This window comes from Cryobacterium sp. RTC2.1 (genome assembly GCF_035018685.1).
Taxonomy (GTDB): Bacteria; Actinomycetota; Actinomycetes; order Actinomycetales; family Microbacteriaceae; genus Cryobacterium; species Cryobacterium glucosi.
Genome location: NZ_JASJXJ010000048.1, coordinates 1 through 23828, shown reverse-complemented (window position 1 = coordinate 23828; position 23828 = coordinate 1). Strand labels below are relative to the sequence as shown.

General features: G+C 68.7%; 25 protein-coding genes. 13 read left to right on the top strand and 12 right to left on the bottom strand.

Features of this window, described 5'->3' with window-relative positions; all coding sequences use genetic code 11:
• Positions 1 to 328 precede the first annotated feature (328 nt).
• The 8 genes from QN357_RS08355 (at position 329) to QN357_RS08320 (ending at position 9748) form a co-directional block, all read left to right on the top strand.
• Complete coding sequence (locus tag QN357_RS08355; protein ID WP_134446649.1) at positions 329 to 1402, top strand: DMT family transporter; 1074 nt, start codon at positions 329 to 331, stop codon at positions 1400 to 1402.
• Positions 1403 to 1576: 174 nt separating this feature from the next.
• Positions 1577 to 3631, top strand: a complete 2055-nt coding sequence (locus QN357_RS08350) for an FAD-dependent oxidoreductase (protein WP_416347611.1) — start codon at positions 1577 to 1579, stop codon at positions 3629 to 3631.
• A gap of 209 nt (positions 3632 to 3840) precedes the next feature.
• A complete protein-coding gene (locus QN357_RS08345; protein WP_255454104.1) occupies positions 3841 to 3969 on the top strand; it encodes a hypothetical protein in 129 nt (42 codons plus the stop codon).
• A 5-nt stretch (positions 3970 to 3974) separates the two neighbouring features.
• Positions 3975 to 5645, top strand: coding sequence for a mannitol dehydrogenase family protein (locus tag QN357_RS08340; RefSeq protein WP_323504751.1), 1671 nt, complete (start codon positions 3975 to 3977; stop codon positions 5643 to 5645).
• Positions 5636 to 6712: a mannonate dehydratase gene (gene uxuA / locus QN357_RS08335; RefSeq protein ID WP_323504750.1), complete on the top strand. Its 1077-nt coding sequence runs from the start codon at positions 5636 to 5638 to the stop codon at positions 6710 to 6712. The genes QN357_RS08340 and uxuA overlap by 10 nt, the downstream gene beginning before the upstream one ends.
• A gap of 85 nt (positions 6713 to 6797) precedes the next feature.
• The gene (locus QN357_RS08330) at positions 6798 to 7508 is read left to right on the top strand and encodes a GntR family transcriptional regulator (protein ID WP_241975479.1); all 711 of its coding nucleotides are present in this window, start codon (positions 6798 to 6800) and stop codon (positions 7506 to 7508) included.
• 75 nt (positions 7509 to 7583) lie between these two features.
• Complete coding sequence (locus QN357_RS08325) at positions 7584 to 8645, top strand: metalloregulator ArsR/SmtB family transcription factor (RefSeq protein ID WP_323504749.1); 1062 nt, start codon at positions 7584 to 7586, stop codon at positions 8643 to 8645.
• A 131-nt stretch (positions 8646 to 8776) separates the two neighbouring features.
• A complete protein-coding gene (locus tag QN357_RS08320; RefSeq protein WP_323504748.1) occupies positions 8777 to 9748 on the top strand; it encodes a DMT family transporter in 972 nt (323 codons plus the stop codon).
• On the opposite strand, the gene QN357_RS08315 is transcribed toward QN357_RS08320, so the two are convergent.
• The 7 genes from QN357_RS08315 to QN357_RS08285 all read right to left on the bottom strand — a co-directional run bounded on the left by QN357_RS08315 (position 9711) and on the right by QN357_RS08285 (position 15625).
• On the bottom strand, positions 9711 to 11102 hold the full coding sequence (locus QN357_RS08315) for a protein kinase domain-containing protein (RefSeq protein ID WP_134446655.1): 1392 nt from the start codon (positions 11100 to 11102) through the stop codon (positions 9711 to 9713). The two genes, QN357_RS08320 and QN357_RS08315, sit on opposite strands and share 38 nt — an antisense overlap.
• A gap of 56 nt (positions 11103 to 11158) precedes the next feature.
• A complete protein-coding gene (locus QN357_RS08310; protein WP_416172960.1) occupies positions 11159 to 11479 on the bottom strand; it encodes a DUF6458 family protein in 321 nt (106 codons plus the stop codon).
• A 43-nt stretch (positions 11480 to 11522) separates the two neighbouring features.
• Positions 11523 to 12191 carry a histidine phosphatase family protein gene (locus QN357_RS08305; RefSeq protein WP_323504747.1) on the bottom strand — a complete coding sequence of 223 codons (669 nt, stop codon included), beginning with the start codon at positions 12189 to 12191 and terminating at the stop codon, positions 11523 to 11525.
• A 71-nt stretch (positions 12192 to 12262) separates the two neighbouring features.
• Positions 12263 to 12589, bottom strand: a complete 327-nt coding sequence (locus QN357_RS08300) for a putative quinol monooxygenase (RefSeq protein ID WP_134446657.1) — start codon at positions 12587 to 12589, stop codon at positions 12263 to 12265.
• On the bottom strand, positions 12586 to 13392 hold the full coding sequence (locus tag QN357_RS08295; RefSeq protein WP_134446658.1) for an ATP-binding cassette domain-containing protein: 807 nt from the start codon (positions 13390 to 13392) through the stop codon (positions 12586 to 12588). Before QN357_RS08295 ends, QN357_RS08300 begins: the two co-directional genes overlap by 4 nt.
• Complete coding sequence (locus QN357_RS08290) at positions 13389 to 14435, bottom strand: ABC transporter permease (protein ID WP_241975475.1); 1047 nt, start codon at positions 14433 to 14435, stop codon at positions 13389 to 13391. The genes QN357_RS08295 and QN357_RS08290 overlap by 4 nt, the downstream gene beginning before the upstream one ends.
• A gap of 92 nt (positions 14436 to 14527) precedes the next feature.
• A complete protein-coding gene (locus QN357_RS08285) occupies positions 14528 to 15625 on the bottom strand; it encodes a substrate-binding domain-containing protein (RefSeq protein ID WP_323504746.1) in 1098 nt (365 codons plus the stop codon).
• A gap of 188 nt (positions 15626 to 15813) precedes the next feature.
• Between QN357_RS08285 and QN357_RS08280 the strand changes: the two genes are divergently transcribed.
• Both QN357_RS08280 and QN357_RS08275 read left to right on the top strand, forming a co-directional pair.
• Positions 15814 to 16809, top strand: a complete 996-nt coding sequence (locus QN357_RS08280; RefSeq protein WP_323504752.1) for a LacI family DNA-binding transcriptional regulator — start codon at positions 15814 to 15816, stop codon at positions 16807 to 16809.
• Entirely contained in the window at positions 16806 to 17747 is a 942-nt protein-coding gene (locus QN357_RS08275) for a carbohydrate kinase family protein (protein ID WP_134446660.1), read from the top strand. Before QN357_RS08280 ends, QN357_RS08275 begins: the two co-directional genes overlap by 4 nt.
• A 172-nt stretch (positions 17748 to 17919) precedes the next feature.
• On the opposite strand, the gene QN357_RS08270 is transcribed toward QN357_RS08275, so the two are convergent.
• The 3 genes from QN357_RS08270 to QN357_RS08260 all read right to left on the bottom strand — a co-directional run bounded on the left by QN357_RS08270 (position 17920) and on the right by QN357_RS08260 (position 19893).
• Positions 17920 to 18687 carry an SGNH/GDSL hydrolase family protein gene (locus QN357_RS08270; protein ID WP_134446889.1) on the bottom strand — a complete coding sequence of 256 codons (768 nt, stop codon included), beginning with the start codon at positions 18685 to 18687 and terminating at the stop codon, positions 17920 to 17922.
• Positions 18688 to 18757: 70 nt separating this feature from the next.
• Entirely contained in the window at positions 18758 to 19384 is a 627-nt protein-coding gene (locus QN357_RS08265; RefSeq protein ID WP_323504745.1) for a HEAT repeat domain-containing protein, read from the bottom strand.
• 50 nt (positions 19385 to 19434) lie between these two features.
• Positions 19435 to 19893 carry a GNAT family N-acetyltransferase gene (locus QN357_RS08260; protein ID WP_134446662.1) on the bottom strand — a complete coding sequence of 153 codons (459 nt, stop codon included), beginning with the start codon at positions 19891 to 19893 and terminating at the stop codon, positions 19435 to 19437.
• Between the two features lie 29 nt (positions 19894 to 19922).
• Between QN357_RS08260 and QN357_RS08255 the strand changes: the two genes are divergently transcribed.
• The 3 genes from QN357_RS08255 to QN357_RS08245 all read left to right on the top strand — a co-directional run bounded on the left by QN357_RS08255 (position 19923) and on the right by QN357_RS08245 (position 22058).
• Positions 19923 to 20369, top strand: coding sequence for an FAS1-like dehydratase domain-containing protein (locus tag QN357_RS08255; protein ID WP_134446663.1), 447 nt, complete (start codon positions 19923 to 19925; stop codon positions 20367 to 20369).
• On the top strand, positions 20366 to 20806 hold the full coding sequence (locus QN357_RS08250; RefSeq protein ID WP_134560347.1) for a MaoC family dehydratase: 441 nt from the start codon (positions 20366 to 20368) through the stop codon (positions 20804 to 20806). The genes QN357_RS08255 and QN357_RS08250 overlap by 4 nt, the downstream gene beginning before the upstream one ends.
• Before the next feature lie 103 nt (positions 20807 to 20909).
• Positions 20910 to 22058 (top strand): UDP-N-acetylmuramate dehydrogenase, encoded by a 1149-nt coding sequence (locus QN357_RS08245; RefSeq protein ID WP_134446891.1) that lies wholly within the window; start codon positions 20910 to 20912, stop codon positions 22056 to 22058.
• Between the two features lie 153 nt (positions 22059 to 22211).
• Here the strand turns inward: QN357_RS08245 and QN357_RS08240 are convergent, their stop codons facing one another.
• Together QN357_RS08240 and QN357_RS08235 are read right to left on the bottom strand one after the other, a co-directional pair.
• Complete coding sequence (locus tag QN357_RS08240; protein WP_323504744.1) at positions 22212 to 22874, bottom strand: hypothetical protein; 663 nt, start codon at positions 22872 to 22874, stop codon at positions 22212 to 22214.
• 9 nt (positions 22875 to 22883) lie between these two features.
• Positions 22884 to 23828: hypothetical protein (locus QN357_RS08235; protein WP_323504743.1), on the bottom strand; the 945-nt coding region annotated here is incomplete at its 5' end.

Sequence of the window (23828 nt, the reverse complement as noted above, 5' to 3'; positions counted from 1 at the left end):
ATCTCCCGGTCCGCCTCCCGGATCGCGTCATACACCTCGGGCAGGGACGGCTCCACAAGGCTCAGATGCCGGGGGTTCAGGTACGGGTCGGGAGGGGTCCCGGGCGGGGGTTCCGCCGTGCTTTCCGAACGAATAGTTGAGGGTTCTTCAGCTGTCATACCGGTCACTCTACGGAAGACCACCGACATTCCCGGGGCATCCGCCACCCCACAAATCACCTGTGGATAACCCGGTCAGAACCCCTTTGTTGAGGAGTGGCCGTCTCGGAAACCGGTAGTCTCGCCGACGTCGCGAGTGTGGTCGCCCAGGCGTCTGAGAGACTGTGCGGATGAATACTTCATCACCGGAGAACGGCTCGAGGGCGGGTGCCCTCGCCAACCGGGGAGTCCAGGCGGCGCTGGTGTCCGCGGTGCTGTTCGGTGCCGGGACACCGCTCGCCAAGATCCTCCTCGGCGAGGTCAGTCCGTGGATGCTGGCCGGCCTGCTGTACTGCGGCTCCGGGATCGGCCTCGGCCTGATCCGGGTCGTTCGCCGGTCGCCCCGGGTGCGGCTCAGCCGCGCCGAGTGGGTGCCGCTGTCGGGTGCGATCCTGTTCGGCGGGATCTTCGGCCCTGTGCTCCTGATGCTCGGCCTCTCGAACATGCCGGCCTCGGGCGCATCGCTGCTGCTGAACGCCGAAGGCGTCTTCACCGCACTCCTGGCCTGGTTCGTCTTCAAAGAGAATTTCGACCGGCGCATCGCCCTCGGAATGCTCGCGATCGTTGCCGGGGCCGTCATCCTGAGCGCTCCCGGCGGGGCGAACTTCGGAAGCGCCTGGCCGTCCCTCGCCATCCTCGGCGCGTGCCTCTGCTGGGGCCTCGACAACAACCTCACCCGAAAGATCGCACTGACGGATGCGACGTGGCTCGCCGCCGTCAAGGGTTCCGTCGCCGGCCCGGTCAACCTGGCGCTCGCCTTCCTCCTCGGTGCGCACCTCCCGGCAGCTGGAAACATCGCTGCGGCCCTCGTCGTGGGGTTCTTCGCCTACGGCATCAGCCTGGTTCTCTTCATCGTCGCAATGCGCCATGTGGGTACGGCGCGGGCCGGGGCGTACTTCTCGATCGCGCCATTCTTCGGCGCGGTGCTGGCCATCATTCTCGGTGACGCCGTGACGTGGCCTCTCGTCATCGCCGGCTTCCTGATGGCTGTCGGGATCTGGCTTCACCTCACCGAGCGCCACGAGCACGAGCACACGCACGAACCGATCACGCACGACCACTGGCACACTCACGATGAGCATCACCAGCACGACCATGCCGAGCCGGTCTCGCCGGGAACCTGGCACAAGCACGAACACACGCACCAAGCCATCACCCACACGCACGAGCACTACCCGGACATGCACCACCGGCACGAGCACTGAGCCTGACAGATTCCGATTCGGCCGTTTCTGCGGTCCCCCTCGCCGCGCTGAGCGTACCGTGAGGAGGGAGGGACCGTCGCGGCTTCGCCGAAGAAGCTGCACCCTTGACAACGATGTTGGCGGATCCACTCAACCAAGGAGGATACCGCTACGTCAATCCTGACTGTCCCAACGATTAAGACTGCACCACCAGCATCCGCTGCACCCGCCTCTCCGGCGCCGCCCCGCGCATCCGTTCGATATCGCCGCCTGTTCGAACCGACGAACCTCGGGTCCATGGAGCTCAAGAACCGATTCGCGATGGCGCCGATGGGGCCCCTCGGTTTCTCAGATGCGGAGGGCGGCTGGAATTCGCGCGGCATCGAGTACTACGTCGCGCGAGCCCGCGGCGGCGTCGGGCTCATCATCACGGGAATCACGCCCGTCACCAACCCGGCGGAGAAGTTTCCGAACGGCAGCGTGCCGATGCCGATGCGGAATCCCGGTGCGTTCCTCCGCACCAGCCGTGAACTCGTCGAGCGGGTGCACGCCTACGACGCCAAAATCATGCTGCAACTCGGCGCCGGCTTCGGTCGGGTCATCATGACCGCCTTCCTCCAGGGCGGCGCGCAGCCGGTCGCGCCGTCGCCGATCAAGCATCGGTGGTCAGAGGCCATCTGCCGCGAGATGACGGTCGAGGAGATCCACGCGACGGTGCGGAGCATGGGCGATTCCGCGGTGCTCGCCCAGCGCGCCGGGTTCGACGGCGTGCAGATCCATGCCGTGCACGAGGGGTACCTCCTCGACCAGTTCGCGACCTCCTTCTATAACCAGCGCACGGATGCGTACGGCGGAAGCCTCGACAACCGGTTGCGCTTCGCCCGCGAGATCGTCGACGAAATCAAGGAACGCTGCGGCGCCGACTACCCGGTCACGCTGCGATTCAGCCCCAAGTCGTTCGTGAAGGACTGGCGAGAGGGCGGCCTTCCCGGGGAGGACTTCGTCGAGAAGGGTCGCGACCTCCCGGAAGGTCTCGAGGCCGCGCGCCTCTTCGAGGAGTACGGATATGACGCCCTCGACATCGACGTGGGCACCTACGACTCCTGGTTCTGGAACCACCCGCCGATGTACCAGAAGAAGGGCCTCTACGTGCCCTTCGCCAAGGCGGTCAGCGATGCGGTCGGCATCACGGTCATCTGCGCCGGCCGGATGGACGACCCGGACATCGCGCTCGCCGCGGTCGAGGACGGCGCGACGGACCTCGTCTCGCTCGGCCGCCCACTTCTGGCCGACGCCGACTACGTCAACAAGCTGCACAGCGGGCACCAGAACCTGATCCGCCCGTGCCTCTCCTGCCAGGAGGGGTGCATGGGCCGGATCGAAGCGTTCGCCGCCATCAACTGCGCGGTCAACCCCCAGTGCGGACGCGAAGCCGAATGGCGCCTGCACCCGGCGCTCCGGGCCAAGAACGTGATGATCGTCGGCGGCGGGGTCGCCGGCTGCGAGGCGGCCAGGGTGCTCGCGTTGCGCGGGCACGTGCCCGTCATCTATGAGGCCTCCGCTGCCCTCGGCGGAAACCTGATTCCGGGAGGTGTCCCCGATTTCAAGGAGGACGACCTCGCGCTGATCCGCTGGTACGAGGCCACGCTCGCCGAGCTCGGAGTCGAGGTGCACCTGAATGCGCCGGTCGACGAGACGATGATCGAGGCATCCGCCGCGGACGAGATCATCGTCGCCACCGGTTCGGTGCCACGGCTCTTCGCGCTGCCGGGCGGCGTGCCGGTGTTCTCGGCCGCCGACGTGCTCGAGGGCGTCTCGGACCCGGGCGCGACAACCGTGATCGTCGGAGGCGGCCTCGTCGGGTGCGAGCTCGCCCTGCACCTCGCCGACCACGGGGTGAACGTCACGATCGTCGAGCAGGCCGAGGACATCCTCGACGTGTCCGGGCCGCTGTGCGAGGCGAACCACATGATGCTGCACGAACTCATTCCGTTCAAGGGCATCGCGACGGTGACGTCGGCCACGGTGCTGCGTGCGACACCGCAGGGCGTCGTCGTGGTCGTCGGCGGCATCGAGCGGGAGATCGCGAGCGAATCGGTGATCCTCTCGGTCGGCTACGCCTCGAACAACACGCTGTACCGGAGCATTCTCGATTCCGGCAAGGAGATCCACCTCCTCGGCGATGCCCGCAGGGTGTCGAACATCATGTACGGGATCTGGGACGCCTTCGAAGTCGCCTCCGGCCTGTAGGCGGCGACCTTCGCGCACCGAGCGCGGGTGTTGCGCCGTTCCGCTGGTGGTGCGCCACCCGCGTTGCGGCGGAGCACCCGCGCTCGGTGCGTCCGGCACGCCCGCGGCACTGTCCTAGCCATTCCTGTGGAACACTAGTATGGTAGTAGTCAAAGCAACCAGGGACCATCCGTCTCGGGACGAGCTCCATCCCCAGGAAGGTGGCGACAATGACCGTCGCACACGCACCAGCACAACCCAAAGCACACGCCGGCACGTACAAGCTCGTCCCGGAGAATAAGGGCAAGACGCTCGAGCAGATCCAGGTCGAACTGACAACGGCGGGAGCCAAGAACTGATGCTGATGCTCACGACCGAAACCATGCAGAACCTCGCCGCGTTCGAATCGGCCGGTATCACCGTGCCGCACTTCGACCGCGCCGCGGTCACGCGAGCCACCACGGCGAACCCGGCCTGGATCCACTTCGGCGGCGGGAACCTGTTCCGCTGCCTGCACGCCTCGCTGCAGCAGCGACTGCTCAACGCCGGTGAGAGCGAGACCGGAATCGTCGTCGTCGACACCTACGACGACGAACTGATCGAGACGATCTACCAGGGTCGCGACAACCTCTCTTTGACCGTCGTGATGAAGGCGAACGGGGACATCGAAAAGGAACTGATCGCGAGCATCACCGAGAGCCAGTACCTCGCGGAGTCGAACCCGGCCGGCACCGCGCGGGTCAGGGCGATCTTCGCGAACCCGAGCCTGCAGCTCGCCACGGTCACGATCACCGAGAAGGGCTACAACCTGAAGGGCCCGGACGGCGAACTTTCCGGGCTCGTGCTGGGGGACATCGAGGCGGGCCCGGACCACGCGCGGCACACCATGGCGCACCTGGCCTCGCTTCTCCTCGAGCGCCACCGGGCCGGCGCGACCCCGATCGCGATGGTCAGCACCGACAACTTCTCGCACAACGGCGAGAAGCTCCGCGACGCGATCCTCGTGGTCGCCCGGGCCTGGAAGGACAGGGGCTTCGTCGACGACGGGTACCTCGGCTACCTCACCGACCCGGCGAAGGTCGCATTCCCCTGGAGCATGATCGACCGGATCACGCCGGGCCCGTCGGCCTCCGTCGCCGGCGAGCTGCAGGCAGCGGGATTCGGCGACACCGAGATCCTCGTCACGCAGAAGCACACGACGACGGCGCCCTTCGTGAACACCGAGGAAGTCAACTACCTCGTCGTCGAGGACACCTTCCCGAACGGCCGTCCGCCGCTCGAGAAGGCCGGCGTGTACTTCACCGACCGCGACACCGTCAACAAGGTCGAACGCATGAAGGTGTGCACCTGCCTCAACCCGCTGCACACGGCCATGGCGATCTACGGATGCCTGCTGGGCTTCACGTCGATCGCCGACGAGACCGCAGACGCCGACATTTCGGCCCTGATCACGGGGATCGGCTACCGCGAGGGGCTCCCCGTCGTGACGAACCCCGGCATCATCGACCCGAAGAGCTTCCTCGACCAGGTCGTGGGGGAACGGCTGCCGAACAAGCGCATCCCGGACACCCCGCAGAGGATCGCCTCCGACACCTCGCAGAAGGTCGGCATCCGCTTCGGCGAGACGATCAAGCTCTACCGGAACACTGGCGCCGCCGACGATCTGACGTTCATTCCGCTCGCCATCGCCGGCTGGTGCCGCTACCTGCTCGCACTCGACGACGGGGGAGAGCCGTTCGAGCTGAGCCCGGACCCGATGAACGAGCACCTGCGCCGGTACGTGAGTGACATCAGGCTCGGGGACCCGGCAAGCGTCGGCCGGCGGCTGCATCCGATCCTCTCCAACCGGGACATCTTCGGGCTGAACCTGTACGACACCGGACTCGGTGCGCGGATCGAGGGGTACGTCGAAGAACTCGTCGCGGGCCCCGGGGCGGTTCGCAGCACGCTGCACAAGTACGCGAGCACCACAAGCAACAGCACCACAAGCAACAGCACCACAAGCAACACAGAGGAGACAGCATCATGCAAATGACATTCCGGTGGTTCGGACCCGACGACGACAAGATCACGCTCGGGCAGGTCCGGCAGATTCCGGGCGTCGAAGGTGTCGTCGGCGCCCTCTACGACGTCCCGGTCGGCGAGGTCTGGCCCAAAGCCAAGATCGCCCAGCTGAAAGCACAGATCGAGGAAGCCGGGATGAGCCTCGAGGTGATCGAGAGCGTCAACATCCACGACGACATCAAGATCGGGCTCCCGAGCCGCGACGCGTACATCGAGAACTACAAGGAGACCATCAGGAACCTCTCCGAGTTCGGTATCAAGGTCATCTGCTACAACTTCATGCCGGTCTTCGACTGGGTGCGCACCGAGCTGGCCAGGACGCTTCCCGACGGTTCGACGACGATGGCCTATGACCAGTCCATCGTCGACACCATGGACCCAGAGGGCATGGCTGCATCGGTCGAGGGCGACTCGAACGGATACGTCATGCCGGGCTGGGAGCCCGAGCGCATGAAGGGCCTCAAGGCCCTGTTCGCCCAGTACGCGGATGTCGACGAGAAGAAGCTCTCCGACAACCTGCGGTACTTCCTCGAGGCGATCATCCCGACCTGCGAGAAGTACGACATCAAGATGGCCATCCACCCGGACGACCCGCCCCGGCCGATCTTCGGCCTCCCCAGGATCGTGAAGAACTTCGACGACCTCATGGCCATCGTCGAAATGGTCGACAGCCCACACAACGCGCTGACCCTCTGCACCGGCAGCCTCGGTGAGAATCCGGAAAACGACGTTCCCGCGCTCATCCGCTATTTCGCCGGTCGCGACCGGGTGCCGTTCGCCCACGTGCGCAACATCAAGCACCTCGGCAACGACAACTTCGAGGAGGCCGCGCACCTTTCGGAGATGGGTTCGCTCGACATCTACGAGATCATGAAGGCCTTCCACGACGTCGGCTTCGACGGGTACATCCGTCCGGACCACGGCCGGATGATCTGGGGCGAGACCGGGCGCCCGGGCTATGGCCTGTACGACCGTGCGCTCGGAATCGCGTACCTCAACGGGCTGTGGGAAGCCATCGACAAGGCCTCCAGGGCCTGAGCCGCCCGGTTGGGGGGCCCGGACTTCCGGGCCCCACCTGACTGCGCCGTACCATGCAAGAACACCAGCGCCTCATACTAGAAAGATGACGATGGATTCGGGAGCGTTTCGGGCCAGGCCCGCGACCACACGGCGCAACGCCCGCACGCACGCCCTCGAGATCATCCGCCAGAAGATCATCACGCTCGACCTGGCCCCCGGCACCCGGCTGTCCGAGAACGAGCTCGCCGGCCAGCTCGGGCTGTCCCGCACCCCGATCCGCGAGAGCCTCATCCTCCTCGCCGAGGAGCAGCTCGTCTTCGTGGTCCCTCAGGTCGGAACGCTCGTCGCGCCGATCCTGCTCTCCGAGATCGAGACGGCCCAGTTCGTGCGGGAATCCCTCGAGCTCGCTGCCCTGAACGAGTCGGTCGCCCGCGCGACGCCCGACGACATCGCCGAACTGAACGCGATCATCGACGCTCAGCGGATCGCGGACAGCCGCAAGACCCAGTCCGGCTTCTTCACCCTCGACGAGGAGTTCCACGCGACCCTGATGGGCATCAGCGGCCACGGCTCCGCCTGGCGGACCGTCGCCCAGGCCAAGGCGCACCTCGACAGGGCCCGGCACCTGTCGTTGTCCTTCACCGGGATGAGCGTGTTGATCGACCAGCATCAGGTCATCACCGACTCGCTCGCGGCGGGCGATGGGGATGCGGCCGCGAGCGCCATGCGGGAGCACCTGCGCCGTGTCTTCAACGACATTGCCGCAGTGCGGCAGACCAACCCGGAGCTGTTCACCCTCGACCCGTCCCAGTAGGTGCGCGGGACGCCGGCCAGGTGGCACGCCGGGTCGCCAGGGGCATCCGCTGCCCGGTCGCATAGACTCGCGTCTATGCGAACAGACCTTGCCGGCCCCGATCCGGACGCGCTGCGGCCGCTCGACCGCGCGGCCGCCGAGGACATCGCCCGGGGCCTGCGCGCGATGGCCGACCCGACCCGGGTGCAGTTGCTCGGCATGATCGTCGGCCGGCCGGACGGCCGCGCACTCGTCGGCGAACTCGCCACGGCACTCGGACTGAGCCAGCCGACCGTCAGCCATCACATGCGCATCATGACCGAGGAAGGCCTGCTCGCCCGGGATCAGGTCGGGCGTCAGGTCTGGTATTCGGTCGTGCCCGAGCGGGTCGGCGACGTTCTCGAGACGACCAGGAGCGACACCGACCCGATCGCGGCCGTCGTGGCCGCGCCCGTGCTGGCGCGCATCACGGACGACCTCGCGACCCGGTTCCGGGGCACGTTCTCGCACGAAACCGTCGGCCGATACGTGCGGGAGAGCTACGAACTCCTCGCCCGGCAGGCGAAGATCACCCGCTATCTTCCCTCGTTCACGGCGCGCTTCGCCGGCGACCGACTGCAGTCGCTGGCCGCGGTGGATGGCCGGAATGCGACGAACGGTCTCTTCGCGACGGACGCGTCCGACGCGTCGGGCGCGTCGGGCATTCCGGGTTCTCCAGGCTCTCCGGACGTTCCCGACGTTCCGGACGTTCCGGACGTGCTGTTCGTCTGCGTTCAGAACGCAGGACGATCCCAGCTCGCCTCGGCCATTCTGCGGTCGCTCGCGGGGGATCGCGTGCGGGTCCTGACGGCAGGGTCGGCTCCGGCCGGCCGGGTCAATCCGATGGTCGTCGCCGCGCTCGACGAGATCGGCGTTCCCCTCGCGGGCGAGTACCCCAAGCCATTGACGGACGAGGTCGTCCGGGCGGCGGACTACGTGATCACGATGGGCTGCGGCGACGCGTGCCCGGTCTATCCCGGCCGCACGTACCTCGACTGGGACCTCGCCGACCCCGTCGGACTCCCGATGGAGGGCGTCCGGGCGATTCGCGACGAGATCGAGGCGCGGGTCAGGACCCTTCTCGGCGACCTCGACCGGATGCGGCTGCCCACGACCTGAGTGTGCCCTCCGAGATGTACCTTTTCCGGTCGAGAGCCACCGGCAGAACGGGAACACTCGACCGGAACGGTGCATCTCGACCGTCCATCTCACGGTGGCAGCATGCGGCAGGCCACATGGAACAATGACGTATGACCGTGCGGGCTTCGAGGTGGCTGATCGTACTTGCGGCCGTGTGCTTCGGGACGACGGGCACCGCTCAGGCCCTCGGCGCCCTCGGCGGTGCCCAGGCGAGTGCGACGTCTCTCGGCGCGGCCCGCATCGTGTTCGGCGGCGCGCTCTTGACGATCCTCGCGTTCGCGGTGGCGCTCGCTGAGCGCCGGAGGCGGTCGGCCGGGGCCGGGGCCGACCGCGACGGCGACAGCGACCGCGAGCTGGGGCGCGTCCGCGGCCGGCTGCGCGGCTCGAGCGGGGCGCTCGTGCTCCTCGGGGCTGCGGGCGTTGCCGCGTACCAGCCGGCTTTCTTCACCGGGACCGCGCAGAACGGGGTCGCGGTCGGCACCCTCGTCGCGCTCGGATCCGCTCCCGTGCTGACGGGACTGCTCGAGTGGGGCTGGTTCCGCAGGCCCCCGGGCATCCGCTGGGCGTGTGCGACGTTCGTTGCGGCGACGGGGGTGGCAGCGCTCTCCGGGCTCTACAGCGGGGGAGGCGGTCCCGTGACGGCGCTCGGGATCGCGGGCTCACTCGGTGCGGCCGCGTCCTACGCCGTGTACACGCTGAGCACCAAGCTGCTCCTCGATCGCGGCTGGTCGCCCACCACAGCCATGGGCGCCACCTTCGGTGCGGCCGCCGTGCTGATGCTGCCCATGCTTCTCGCAAGCAATCCGGCCTGGCTCGCCCAACCGGCCGGGCTGGCGACGGCCGCGTGGCTCGCGGTCGTGACGACGGCCCTCGCATACACCCTGTTCGCCCGCGGATTGCGGGGCCTCCCGGCCTCGCAGGTATCGACACTCACGCTTGTCGAACCCGTGACGGCGACCGCACTCGGAATCTTTCTGCTGCACGAGGACTTCACTCCCGCGACCATCTGCGGCATCCTGCTGCTTGTGACGGGACTCGCGATCCTTACGGTGCCCCGGCGGATGCCGGTGCGGGCCGGGTGAGGTCCCTGCCGTACTCGAGCCGCAGTTCCAGTTCGTTCATGACCAGGGCGGCGAGGTCGCCCAGGGTCTCGATCTCGGCATCCGTCACGGTTCTCGGCTCGAAGTCGAGCACGCACAGCGTGCCGAGGTTGAATCCGTCCCGGGTGCGCAGCGGAACGCCCGCGTAGAACTGCAGGCCGAAACCACCGGAGACCAGGGGATTCGCGAGGGCGCGGACATCCGTGCGCGCATCCTCGATCACCCAGGGCCTGTCCTGCATGATCGCCGAGGCGCACAGGCCAGGGTCTCGGGAGATCTGTTCGAGGTCTAGCCCGGCATGGGACTTGAACCAGATCCGGTCCTGGTCGACGATGCTCATGATGGAGATCGGCACCGAGAAGATCCTGGCGGCGAGTGCCGTGATCCGGTCGAAGGTTCCGTCCGGAGGCGTGTCGAGGATCTGCAGGCGCGCGACCGCAGCCATCCGCCCTGCTTCGTCCGTCACGAGGGGACTGGTTTCCTCGCCCCGGTGCCTGCCCGTCTCCGTGATCACGGCCTGGCGGAGCGCGAGCACCACCTCGCCGATGTCCGGCCGGTCGGCGGGGTCCCTGGCGAGCATGGTGGACAGCAGGTCGCGCCAGGCCGGCGATATCGACGCCGGGATCACCGGATCGCGCAGGAGTCGGGCGACGGCCGCCGGAACCGGCTGGCCGGGAAAGGCGAGTTCCCGGGTGAAACACTCGAGGAGCACCAGTCCGAGAGCGTAGATGTCACTCGGCGGTCCCACTTCCTCGCCTCTGGCCTGCTCCGGGCTGAGGTACGCCGCCGTTCCCGACGTCATGCCGCCGTTGGTCAGGCGCTCACTCGCCGGGGACAGCGCGATGCCGAAGTCGGTGAGCTTGGCGCGCGCCCGGAACCGGCTGCTGTACTGGGCGAGGAGGATGTTCGCCGGCTTGATGTCCCGATGCACGATGCCTCGCCCGTGGATATACTCGAGGCCCTCAGCCAGGTCATAGCCGACCTGGGAGATGTTCCGCACCGACAGCGGACCTTCGAGGAGTCGCTCCCGGAGGTCGACGCCGTCGATGAGCTCCATCACCAGGAAGATCTGGCGTCGGTCGGGCGTGGCCCGGTGCACACCGACGTCGAAGAGCGTCACGAGGCTATGGTGACTGAGGCTTGCAAGCACGTTGATCTCGGCCTGCTGGCGCTGGATGTCGTCCTGTTCGATGGCGACGGTCGTGAACACCTTGATCGCGACATCCCGGCCGAGCCTGTTGTCGGCGGCCCGGTAGACGGACGCCATGCCGCCGCGTCCGATCAGCTCCTTGAGCTGGTAACGGTGGCCAAGAAGCCCTGTGGGTTTCGCGGTCATCTGACCCTGTCAGTGTCGAGGTTTCGGTTCGCCGGGATATCCCGAACCTGGAAAATTCAGATCAGCGGGTCGCGCTCGGTCGTCTGCCGGGTGATCTGTTCACCGCTGGCAGGATCGACGGCGGACCGAGTCGTTGAAACGGACTGTCGCCGCCGCGTGATCAGCACGATGCCGAGGATGACTCCGACAAGTCCGGCGAGCATCAGGATGTAACCGATCGTCTTCAGGTCGATTCCCGCGACCTGGAGATCGACGGCGAATGCAAGGATCGCTCCCACGACAAGGAGGAAGATTCCGGCGCCAATGCTCATCGTGTTGTCCATTCTTCGGGATGCGGCGAGGCCGAGTCCGAGCGATCCGGTGTCGTACAGTTGCATCAGATTAGCCTAGGTACGCCGAAAAGAGAACCGGTGGGCGCGCTCAGAATCCACGGTCCGCCGGCAGTCCGGCGGGTCCGGACGAGGCGGGGGCACTCGTCAGGACCTCGGGGAGGACGCTGCCGATCCAGCTTTCCGCGGTCCACCCCGTGAGCGGCGAACCGGTGACGACGATCGTGCCGGTATTGCTGAGCGGATTGTCCGACACGTAGCCGGCGTGGAGGTTGCTGCAGGAGTACCCCGTCCAGGCGCGCAGGATCGCTCCGTGGCTGACGAAGGCGACGGTCTCGTGCCCGAGATCGTCGGCCTCCGTCACGACCCGGTCGAACCGGGCGAAGGTGTCCCTGCCGGCCTCTCCTCCGGGCATCACGGTGTCGAGGTCGCCGTTCGCCCAGGCCAGGAACGTCGTGCAATAGGCGTCAACGGCGGCCCGGTCGTGGCGGCCCTCGAGGTGGCCGGCTGCGACCTCGCGGATGTCCTCGCGGACGCGGGCCTCGAGTCCCCGTGCCGCCGCGAGCGGTGCCGCGGTCTGCTGGGTGCGTACGAGGGTGGAGACGTAGAGGGCGTCGATCGTCACCGATTCGAGGGCGGCCACGAGATTCCCGGCCTGCTCACGGCCGAGCGGCGTGAGGTCGGCGCCGGGGTGCGCGGTATCGAGGAGACCACCGACGTTGGACACCGTCTGGCCGTGCCGGATCAGGATGAGGCGCATGGTTACCTTTCGGGACGCCCGGTCGTCGGGCATCCGGTTCTAGGATGCCCAACGATCGGCCCTCGCAGAAATCAGACGGTGAGAGGAGTCAGCCAGGTCAGCTCCGATCCCTCGCCCTCGATCAGGTCGCCGAGGGCTGCGTTGAACACGGCCCCGTAGGCCGCCGTGATGTGCGCCTGGAACGCTTCGGCGTCGCGGTACACCTCGTACACGAAGAACTCGAGCGGGTCCGAAACGCGGCGGTGCGGGTCGAAGGTCACGTTGCCCGGCTCCCGGCGAACGTCGACGGTCAGGCCGGCGAGGAGCGCGGCCACCTCGTCCCCGCGGCCGGGGAGGGCGGTGAATTCGGCGTACAGGGCGACGGGCTCGCCGGGATGCGTGGGCGGTGTGATGGTCATGCCTTCCTGGCCCCGGTCATGATCGCGACGGCATCCGTCATCGAGTGCGACTGCGGCGTGATCGTCGCGGCGCACTTGCCGAGGCGCTGGATGTGGATACGGTCGGCGACCTCGAACACATGCGGCATGTTGTGGCTGATCAGGATGACCGGGATGCCCCGGTCGCGGAGGTTCTTGACCAGCTGGAGCACCTGGTTCGACTCGCGGACGCCGAGGGCCGCCGTCGGTTCGTCGAGGACGACGACCTTGGAACCGAATGCCGCCGCGCGCGCGACGGCGACCGCCTGGCGCTGACCGCCGGAGAGGTTCTCGACCGCGACGGTGACGTCCTGCAGGGTGCTGATGCCGAGGTCGGCCAGCTCCTGCCGCGCACGCTTCCGCATGCCCTTCTTGTCGACCATGCGGAACACCGAACCGAGCAGGCCCGCACGCCGCAGTTCACGGCCGAGGAAGAGGTTCGAGGCCACGTCGAGGGCAGGGGATACGGCGAGGGTCTGGTAGACCGTCTCGATGCCGGCGGCGTGCGCGTCCTGGGGCCGCTTGAACTGCACGGGCTTCCCGTCGAGGGTGATCTCGCCCTCATCGGCGACTTCGGCGCCGGTCAGGCACTTGATCAGGGTGGACTTGCCCGCACCGTTGTCGCCGATGATCGCGAGGACCTCGCCGGGGTAGAGCTCGAGGCTGACCCCGTCGAGGCCGACGACGCGGCCGTAGGTCTTGACGAGCTTCGTTGCCGTGAGGATCGGCTCTCGGACCACGGACGGTCCTGCGGCCGACGATGTGCTGCCATCGAGGAGGGTCATTTGCGTACCTTTCGAATCCACTGGTCGACGGAGACAGCAAGGACGATGAGCACGCCGACCGCGAAGGTCTGCCAGAGCACATCGAGTCCGGCGAGGGAGAGCCCGTTGCGGAAGACGCCGACGATGAGGGCGCCGAGCAGGGTGCCCCAGATCGTTCCGCGGCCGCCGAAGAGGCTCGTGCCGCCGATGACGACGGCGGTGATCGAGTCGAGGTTGAGGTCGGTGCCCGCGTTCGGCGAGGCCGCGTTACTGCGGCCGATCTGGATCCAGGCGCCGATCGCGAGAATCGCCCCGGCGGCGAGGTAGACGCTCATGAGTACCCGGCTGACGCTGATGCCGGCCAGGCGGGCAGCCTCCTTGTCGTCGCCGACGGCGTAGACGTGCCTGCCCCATGCGGTCTGGGAGAGGATGAAGGCGATCACGACGTAGAGGACGAGCATCATCAGCACGCCCATCGTGAAGTTGACCCCGCCAATGGAGAACGTGGTCCCCGTCCAGGTGAGGAGGTCGGGCATGTCGCCGCCGCGGACCGTCGCGCCGTTCGAGTACAGCAGCGTGAGCGCCACGAAGACGTTGAGGGTGCCGAGGGTGACGATGAACGGGGGAAGCCGCAGCCGCGTCACGAGGAAGCCGTTCAAGGCGCCGGCCGCGAGTGCGACGAGGAGCCCCGCGAGCAGGCCCACGACCGGCGAGACGCCGTTCTGCACCGTGAACTGGGCGATCACCATCGAGCTGAGCACCATCACAGCGCCGACGGAAAGGTCGATGCCCGCGGTGAGGATGATCAGGGTCTGGGCGATGGCGAGGGTGCCGACGACGGCGACCTGCTGTGTGATCAGCGAGAGGTTGGCCGGGTTGAGGAACCGCTCGTTGAGCATCCCGAACACGATGATCGCGATGACGAGCACGACGGCCGGGCTGATCGCCGGGTAGCGGTGCATGAGGCCGCGCAGCCGGCTGAGGGGAGTGGTGCGGTCGAGGAATTCCTCGGCCAGGTCATGCGGGCCCGTTGCCGGGTTCGCGGTTTGGGTGGGCTGGGTCACGATGGGCTCCGGTTTCCTAAACGCCTACAGGGAAGCCCCGTGGGATGCCGGAATCGATTCTCGGCACCCCACGGGAGCGGTAGCGGCTCTGGCTAGCCCCAGCAGATGCCGGATGCCTTCGTCGTGTCGATCGAGTCGACCCCGGTCTGCGGGGCGTCGGTCACGAGCGCGACACCGGTGTTGTAGAAGTCGAGGCCGGGGCTCGTGGTCGGCTTCGCACCCTTGTTGATCAGGTCGACGATCGCCTGCACGCCGAGTTCGGCCATCTTGACCGGGTACTGCTGGGCGGTCGCACCGATGATGCCGTCCTTGACCTGCTTGACGCCCGCGCAGCCGCCGTCGATCGAGACGACGATCATGTCGGTCTTGCCCGCCGCCTTGAACGCCTGGTAGGCGCCGTAAGCTGCGGGTTCGTTGATCGTGTAGACGACGTTGATGTTCGGGTTCTTGCTCAGGAGCGTCTCGGCCGCGGTGCGGCCGCCGTCCTCCGCGCCGTTCGTGGGCTCGTTGCCGACGATCTCGTAGTCGCCGCCGCTGTACGTTCCGGTCTTGGCTTCGTCACCGTTCTTGGCCTTGTCGGCCGTGTTGATGCCCATCCCGTCCAGGAAGCCCTGGTCGCGGTTGACGTCGACCGAGACGATCTTGTCGCCGAAGAGGTCGAGCATCGCGATGGTGGCCTTCTGGCCGGCGAGCTTTGCAGCGGTCCACTTGCCGATGTCCTGGCCGGCGAGGTAGTTGTCCGTCGCGAAGGTGATGTCGACGGAATCCTTGTTCGTCGGCGGCGTGTCCAGTGCGATCACGAAGAGGCCGGCGGCGCGGGCCTTGACGAGCGCGTCCTCGACGCTGGGGCCGGTCGGGGTGATCAGGATGCCCTTGTCGCCCTTGGAGATGGCGTTCTCGACGGCGGTGATCTGGCTCGCCTCGTCGCCGTCTGCCTTGCCGGCAGCGAGAGTGAGGGTGACGCCGGCCGCGTCTGCGGCCTTCTTGGCGCCGTCTTCCATTGCGACGAAGAAGGGGTTGGTGGTGGTCTTGACGATGAGCGAGACGCCGATCGGGCCGGAGGTGGCCCCCGTGGTAGAACTGCTCGAGGCGTTCGAGGAACAACCGGCGAAGCCGATCGTGGCGAGCGTGGCGACCGAAGCGGCGGCAATCATCCGCGTGACGGTGGATTGTGTGGTGGTGCGATTCATCTTTGAATCTCCTCTTGCTAGGGGGGAGGGTGCTCCCTGACAACGATGTCAGTGATCATCTTCAGCGGTGAATGTAATAAGGTCAAGTGCAATCGTGAGGCGGAGACCAAACTGTGACATCGATGTCAGGACCGGAAGACTGGGCGGCGAGCCCGGTGGACGTCGTCGACCCGCGTGCCCGCCCCACGATGAAGAACGTTGCAGCGCTCGCCAGGGTCGGCGTGAAGACCGTCTCCCGGGTGATCAACGGTGAACCGAATGTGTCGCCCGCCACCATCGCCCGGGTGCGTGCCGCGGCCGAGAGCCTGGACTTCCACCCCGACCTGCATGCGGGCAACCTGCGCAGGGCCGACGGCCGCAGCAGCACCCTCGGCCTGCTCGTCGGCAGCGTCGGCAACCCGTTCTCCGGCGCGATGCACCGCGCCGTCGAGGACGCGGCCAACGCCCGCGGCGTCGCGGTCTTCGCGTCGAGCCTCGACGACGACCCCGACCGTGAAGAAGTCGCGGTGTCCGCGTTCCTGCGCCGTCGCGTCGACGGCCTCATCCTCACGACCGTGTCGAAGAGCCAGAGCTACCTCCTGCCCGAGTTGCGCCGCGGCACTCCCGTCGTCTTCGTCGACCGCGAGCCGGCCGGCGTCGAAGCGGATGTCGTCGTGAGCGACAACGCGGCGGGTGCGGCGGCCGCGACGCGGCATCTGCTCTCGTACGGGCACAGGCGGATCGCCTTCCTCGGCGACCGGGCCGACATCCAGACGGCGCAGGAACGCCGCCGCGGGTTCCTCGAAGAACTCGGGCGGGCCGGGGTCGCGACCGCGGACATCCCGGTCATCACCGGCCTGCACGACGAGGACGCCGCGAACCGCGCGCTGATCGCGTTGCTCGAGTCGGAGCATCCGCCGACCGCCGTGTTCAGCAGCCAGAACCTCATCACCATCGGCGCGGTGCGCGGCCTGCGCGAGCGGGGCGCACACCACACGGTTGCGCTCGTCGGCTTCGATGACGTGCCTCTTGCCGACCTGCTCGAACCGGGCGTCACGGTCGTCGCGCAGAACCCGCACGAGATCGGCCGGCTCGCTGCCGCACGGATCTTTGCCCGACTCGACGGAGACCGCTCCGCCGGGAGAACCTATGTTGTACCAACCGAGCTGATCACTCGCGGATCAGGGGAGATGAGACCGAAATGACAGAAAACCAGACAGCGCCAGACACAGAGACTGCGGGTGCTGGGGCGACCCGCCCGCGCGTCGTCGTCGTCGGCGACGCGCTCATCGACGAGATGCGCGAACCCGATTCAGTGCAGGAGTTCCCCGGTGGGGCGGCGCTCAACGTCGCCGTCGGCCTCGCCATCCTCGGCGTGCCGACGACCCTGATCGCGATGGTCGGCGACGACGCAGACGGCGCCGTGCTCCGGGACTTCATCGCCAGCTACGACGTGGAGCTGATCGCGACGCCCGGACCCTTCGGGAGCTCCCGGGCGACGTCGGACCGCACCGACGGTGAGCCGAGATACGCCTTCAACGAAGCCGCGCAGAAGCGGCGCATCGAATTCGGTCCCCGGGAGCGCGCCGCCCTCGATGCCGCGCCGCTCGTCGTCGTCAGCTGCTTCCCGTTCGACGACACCGCGCAGACGGATGAGTTCCTCGCCGCGGTCGGCGACGGCGAGCACCGCCTCGTGATCGACCCGAATCCGCGGGCAGGGATGCTGCACGACAAGGCCCGCTTCGTGGAGAACTTCGAGCGCGCCGCAGCGAGCAGCCTGCTGACCAAGGTCGGCGACGAGGACGCGGAGCTCCTCTACGGCAGCAGCCTCGAGGAGTTGCGCGAGCGCCTCGTCGCGAGCGGAACGCACCACGTGCTCGCGACCGCTGGCCGCGCAGGGGCCTCGATCAAGACCGACGACGGCCTGCTCGTGAGCGAGCCGATCGCGTCCTTGCCCGGCGCGGTCGTCGACACCATGGGCGGCGGCGACGCGACCCTGGCGTCGAGCGTGCAGAGTTTCCTCAGCGACGGCGTCCCGACGGATGCCGCAGGCTGGCAACATCTGCTCGCGAGCGCCATGCGCATCGCGGCCGCGACCTGCCGCTCGGAGGGAGCCCTGCTCCGCGTGCCGCCCGCCCTCTGAGCCGCGCCGCCGAGCGGCCGTGAGGTGTCGCAGATCGACGTTCCCGGGGCTCAGGAACCTCGATATGCGACACGTCAGCGCGTGGGTGGCGGGCCTCGTGAGGTGTCGCAGTTCGACGTTCCCAAGGCTCAGGAACGTCGATATGCGACACTTCAGGGCGTGCGGGGGTCGTTCAGGCGGGGTCGACGGCCGTGAGGAGCGGGATCTTGGGTTCGCGGCCGTCGCCGGAGGACTTGCCGGTCAGGCGCCGCCCGATCCACGGCAACACGTAGCCGCGGTAGTAAGCCGCGGTGCGCATCCGCTGGGCCGGAGGGGCCGCAGGGGCCCCCGACGCATCCGTCGCCGACCACTCCGCAGGAACCGGTACGCCGAGAGCCGTGAGCACATTGGACGCGATCAGGGTGTGCCCGCTCGCGTTCAGGTGCAGCTTGTCCGCCGACCAGTACCGGGTATCGGTGAGCCGGGCATCCGCCCAGTTCTCGACGAGCGTGACGCCGGGCCGGGTGAAGGCCGCGCGGGCGGCGTCGGCAAGCTGGTCGCCGCGGCGCTGCATGAGCGCACCGAGGGGGAGCTGCTTCGAGGGGTTGCCGCCGCTCAGCACGAGCATGTGCGCGCCGTGCGCAAGCCCGGCCTCGACGACCTCGCTCATCAGCCCGACCACGCGCGAAATCTCCACGCGCGGGCGCATCATGTCGTTGCCGCCGCCGCAGATGGACAGCAGGTCGGGCGCCTGGACGAGCGCGGGTTCGAGCTGTTCGGCGACGATCGGGCCGAGCAACCGGCCGCGCACGGCGAGGTTCGCGTACGAGACCGGGGCAGCGGATGCCGCGGCGAGCCCGAGCGCGACGAGGTCGGCCCAGCCGCGCAACCGCCCGTCGGGGAGTTCGTCGCCGACCCCCTCGGTGAAGCTGTCGCCCATGGCGATGAAGCGCTGGTACATCCGACCCCCTGTTGCTGCGGGCGTGCCCCGCATCCGTCACCAGCGCGATGTTACCCGCCCGCGGCTGGGGTCAGCGCTCGGGGTGGCTGTGCTTCGTTCCGTGGCTGTGCTTCGTGCCGTGGGTCTGTTCTTCGCCCTGGCTCGGGTCGCGGGACAGCTGCCAGCGTTCCTGCAGCATATCGCGGGCCTGCTGGGCGGCGCGGCGCACCTCCTTGTCGGGGTCGCGCAGGCGCTGCACGATCGTGGGGAGGTTCTCCTCGGTGCCCTGGGCGGCGAGCGCGTGCAGGGCGGCGGCGCGCACGCGCGGCACCTCGTCCGTCGTGAGACGCACGAGCTTCGGGGCGACCTGCAGCTCGCGCAGCTGCACGACGCGGGCGCACATCTCGCGCACCCGCCAGGCCTGGTTGTTCAGCCCGACGACGATGTACGGCGCGGCCGACTCTCCCCAGACGTAGAGCAGCGCACGCGCGCCCCAGAGCTCGGGCCAGTACAGCGCAGGGGCGCCCTCGAGAATGCCGAGCGCGTGGCGGCCACCGGCGTACAGAAGGAAGTCCTTGCCGGCGTTCTTGGCGCGCAACAAGGCCACGGAACTGTCGACCACCGCGGTCTCGCCGTAGTGCTCGACGGCCGCGTGGATGCGCTCGGCCGTCGGAAGGTCGATGGGAAGGTCGGGGTGTGGCTCTAATTTGTTATGCATAGCACTCCCCACGGTACTGCCCGGGAGGCCACGGGGCCACTACGGCCGCGTCACATCGTGCGTGCGCCCAGCATCCGCTCGAAGCCGGTCGCGTGCTCGTAGACGCCGTAGTTGCCGATCTCGGTGTAGCCGAGGCTGCGGTACATGGCGAGAGCCTCCGGCTGCCGGTAGCCCGTTTCGAGGCGCAGCCGGGTGTAGCCGAGCTCGAGCCCGAGCGATTCGAGGGCGCCGAGAACCGCGGCTGCGTACCCCTGCCTGCGGTAGGCGGGGCTTGTCCACAGGCGTTTCGCCTCGCAGGTGTCGGCATCGAACCGACGGATGCCGCCGCCCGCGACGGTCACGTCGCCCTCGCGCAGCACGATGAACCCGCCATCGGGTGCCGCGAAATCCGCGGCCTTGTCCTCGAGAACGTCATCGCCGCCGCCGTACCGCAGCGTGTATTCGCGATTGAGATCGCTCAACAGGGGGACCACTTCGGCGTCGGTCAGGCGTACGCGTACAAATTCCACGGATCCAGTCTGCCCGGTAAACTCCTCGTGTGTCTGTCAACCCCGAACTGCAGGGCCGGGTCTTCCCGCCCGTCGCCCCTTATCTCGTCGGTCGGGAGAAGGTGCGGGAGTTCTCCCGTGCCGTCTTCGCGCGCAACCCGATCAACCACGACCCGGCGGCCGCCCGTGCGGCCGGCTACGCCGACGTCGTCGCCCCGCCGACCTTCGCGGTCGTCGTCCAGGAGGCCACCCTCGCCCAGCTCCTCGCCGAGCCCGACGGCGGGATCGACTTCAGCCGCGTGGTGCACGGCGAGCAGCGCTTCACCTTCAGCCGCCCGATCGTCGCCGGTGACGAACTGACCGCCACCCTCTCCGTCGCGAGCGTGAAGAGCCTCGGCGGCCACTCGATGGTCACCGCGGAGTCCCGCGTCGTCGACGCGACCGGCGCCCACGTCGTCACCGCGACATCCACCCTCGTCGTCAGGGGAGACGAATGACCCAGGAACCCGCGGCCACGCCCGCACTCGATGAGCTCACCCTCGGCCAGATCGTCGCCACCGGCCTCTTCCCGCTGACGCGCGATTCCCTCGTGCGGTACGCCGGGGCATCCGGTGACTTCAACGCCATTCACTACCGCGACGACGTCGCCGTCTCCGTCGGCCTGCCCGGCGTGCTCGCCCACGGCATGCTCACGATGGGCCTCGCCGTGCAGCCCGTCGTCGACTGGGCCGGCGACCCCGCCCGCGTCATCGACTACCAGGTGCGCTTCACCCGCCCGGTGCTCGTCGATCCCACGCTCGGCGCCGTCGTGTCCGTGGTCGCGAAGGTCGGCCGCATCGAAGCGGATGCCGGCATCGTGCGCATCGACCTCACGGTCACCGCGAACGACCAGACCGTCCTCGGCAAGGCGCAGGCACGCGTCTCGCTCGCCTAGGCCCCCGATGACGGACCCCGCTTTCGGTTCGGTGCCCGCACCAGCGTCGGCGCCCGCGTCCGGGCAGGCCGAAACGGACGCCGGGCACGGCGTGACCGCCGGTATGGTGCCGGCGGATGCTGCGCCGACGACGTTCGCCGACCTCACCACGATCCGCACCGGCGGGCGACCGCTGTTCCTGCTCGCGCCGGAGACGGAGGACGAGCTCATCGAGACCGTTCAGGACGCCTGGGCGTCCGGCGAGGACTGGCTGCTGCTCGGCGGCGGCTCGAACACCGTCGCGGCGGACACCGAATTCGACGGCACCGTCGTACGAGTGCTGACCCGCGGCATCACGGTCGAGCGCTCCGCCGACCGCGTGATCCTGCGGGTCCAGGCCGGTGAACCCTGGGACGATCTCGTCGCCCACACCGTCGCGCAGGGCTGGTCGGGGATCGAAGCCCTCTCCGGCATCCCCGGTTCCACCGGGGCCGCGCCCGTGCAGAATATCGGCGCATACGGCCAGGAACTCGCCAACAGCCTCGTCGCGATCGACTTCCTCGACTACGAGAGCGGCGAACGGCGCCGCATCCCCGCCGCAGAACTCGAGCTCGGCTACCGCACGTCGCTGCTCAAGCACGGACTCCGCGGCCTCGTCGTGGCTGTCGAGCTGGAGCTGTGGGACACCGCGGCCGAGGCATCCGTTCTCGGGGCAGCGCTGAGCCGCCCCCTCGCCTTCCCCCAGCTCGCGGACGCCCTCGGCGTGCATGTCGGCGACCGGGTGCCGCTCGCGGACGTGCGCGCGACCGTGCTGCGGCTGCGTGCCGCGAAGGGGATGCTGCTCAACCCGGGCGACCCGGATGCGGCAAGCGCCGGCTCGTTCTTCACGAACCCGATCGTCTCCCTGAGTTTCTCGCGGACCCTGCCGGAGTCCGCGCCGCGCTGGCCGCTGGACGACCCCGAGCTTCCCGACCGGGTGATCCCGCTCGAGGACTACTACGGGATCGGCCCCGTGCCCGGCGCGGTCGAGGTTGTTCCGCTTGTCAAGCTCAGCGCGGCCTGGCTCATCGAGCATGCCGGAATCTCCCGCGGCTTCCGGTTGCCCGGCTCCCGCGCGGCGGTGTCGAGCAAGCACACCCTCGCCCTGACGAACACCGGCGGCGCGAGCGGCGAGGAGATCGCCCAGCTCGCCCGCTTCGTGCAGCAGCGCGTGCAGGCGGAGTTCGGCGTGATCCTGCAGCCGGAGCCTGTGCTCGTCGGCCTCGGCCTGTAGTTCCTGGTTTCGCTGCCGCGCGCCTGCCGGCATCCGCTCTCACGCGCCAGGTGCACCGCTCCGCGCCAGGCATGCCGGTAGCGTAGCGGCGGAAATGGCGCGCGGGACGGGGCGGGGCGCTCAACCGGCATCCGAGTCCGAACTCGGGGCCGGTCAGGTCGCGCGGCGAGCGGCCGCGGCGATCCCCGCGACGATGAGCACGAGCCCCATCAGGATCACGCCGCCAAGCAGCCACAGCGCGGGGTCGGTCTCGCCGGGCACGATCGTGCGGTAGATGATGAAGCCAGAGAAGGCGAGCATCACCGTTCCCCAGAAGATCGTGCCGAAGAGCGGATGCCTCCGCCGCGCCGGCGCCGTCGGCCACGTCTCCGGGGCGGTCGCGCCCGGAGCCGCGTAAGCGGGCGCAGTCGGCGCAGTCGGCGCGGTCGGCGTCGGAGGTGCGGGCGGCGGCGTCGAGCCGGACGGAGGTGTCGCACTCGCACTCGCAGCGGCACTCGGTGCCAGAGGCATCGCGCTTTCCCGCGGTGCGGTGAATGCGGTGAACTCCGGAATGACCGGCTCGGCCGGGAGTACTTCGGTCTCGGCGTTTCCGGAACGGTCCGTCGTGTCGAACGGGAGCACTTCCGTATCGGCCTCCGAGATCGAAAAGGGGATGGTCGCGTTGAGGGGGAGCACCGCGGTCTCGCGTGCGGCGGAATCGGATGATGCGGCGGTCTTGGGGGAGCCGGCGGACTCGGGCGATTCGCCGGTCGCGGGCGGCTCTGCGGAACCGCCGGGACGGCCCGAACCGGTGGACGGGGTGACGGGATCGGTCATGGCGGACTCCTAGCGTGCGGTGCCGACGCGGGCGCCGGACTGGGTGAGGTCGACCTGGCCGGCGAACGACCAGACCCGAACGTGGGTGACGGCCCGGGCATCCGTGGCGTTGACGGTGCGCACGTCGCGGATGAAGACGCCGGCGCGCTCGGGGTCGCCCGATTCGCCGCCGGTCGTCACGACGCCGGCGAGGAGGTTGACCTCGACCTCGACGGGCCGGTCGCTCGGCAGCACGAGCGTCGTCACACCGAATCCGAGCCAGACGTCGACCGTTCGGACGTCCTTAGCTGGGGCGTTGTCGAGGGCGCTGAGATCGACGGTCGGAGTGCCGGCGAACATCGCGTAGCCGGGGGGAGCCCCGGCCGAGGACGAGGGCACGGCCCAGTTGTGGGTGCCGGCGAAGGCGAACTGGGTGCCCTGCGGCATCCAGCCGAGGGCGACGAGGGTGAGCGCGGCGAGGAACGCGAGCCCGCCGAGGGCCCCGCTCTCCCGGCCGCGGATGCCGGACACGATCATCCCGATCGCCGCGACGCCGAGGGCGACGGCGAGGCCGAGCACGAACGCGGAGTTCGACCAGACCCCGTGCGCGTAGACGAACGCTGCGATCGCCCCGGCGAGCAGTGCGAACCCGAGGGTGATCGCCGAGAGGGCGGCGCTCGGCCGGCGGCCGCGCCGCCAGGCGGCGTGTTCGGCCTGGCGCTGGCGCTGGCGCTCCTGCCAGGCGAGGTTCTGCTCGCGCCAGGCGCGGTTCTGTTCGGAGCGCACCCGGTTCTGCTCCTGCCAGGACTGGTTCGCCGCCGTCGCGCTCGCCGCGGTCGCCGGGTACGCGGCGGTTGCCGGCGTGCTCGGTGCGCCCGGGTAAGCGGATGCCGCAGGGTGGGTCTCCGGCGTCGCCGACGGGATCCCGTTCCGGTTCCGGTAGTCGGCCTGGTACGGATTCTCGGTCGCGGAAGG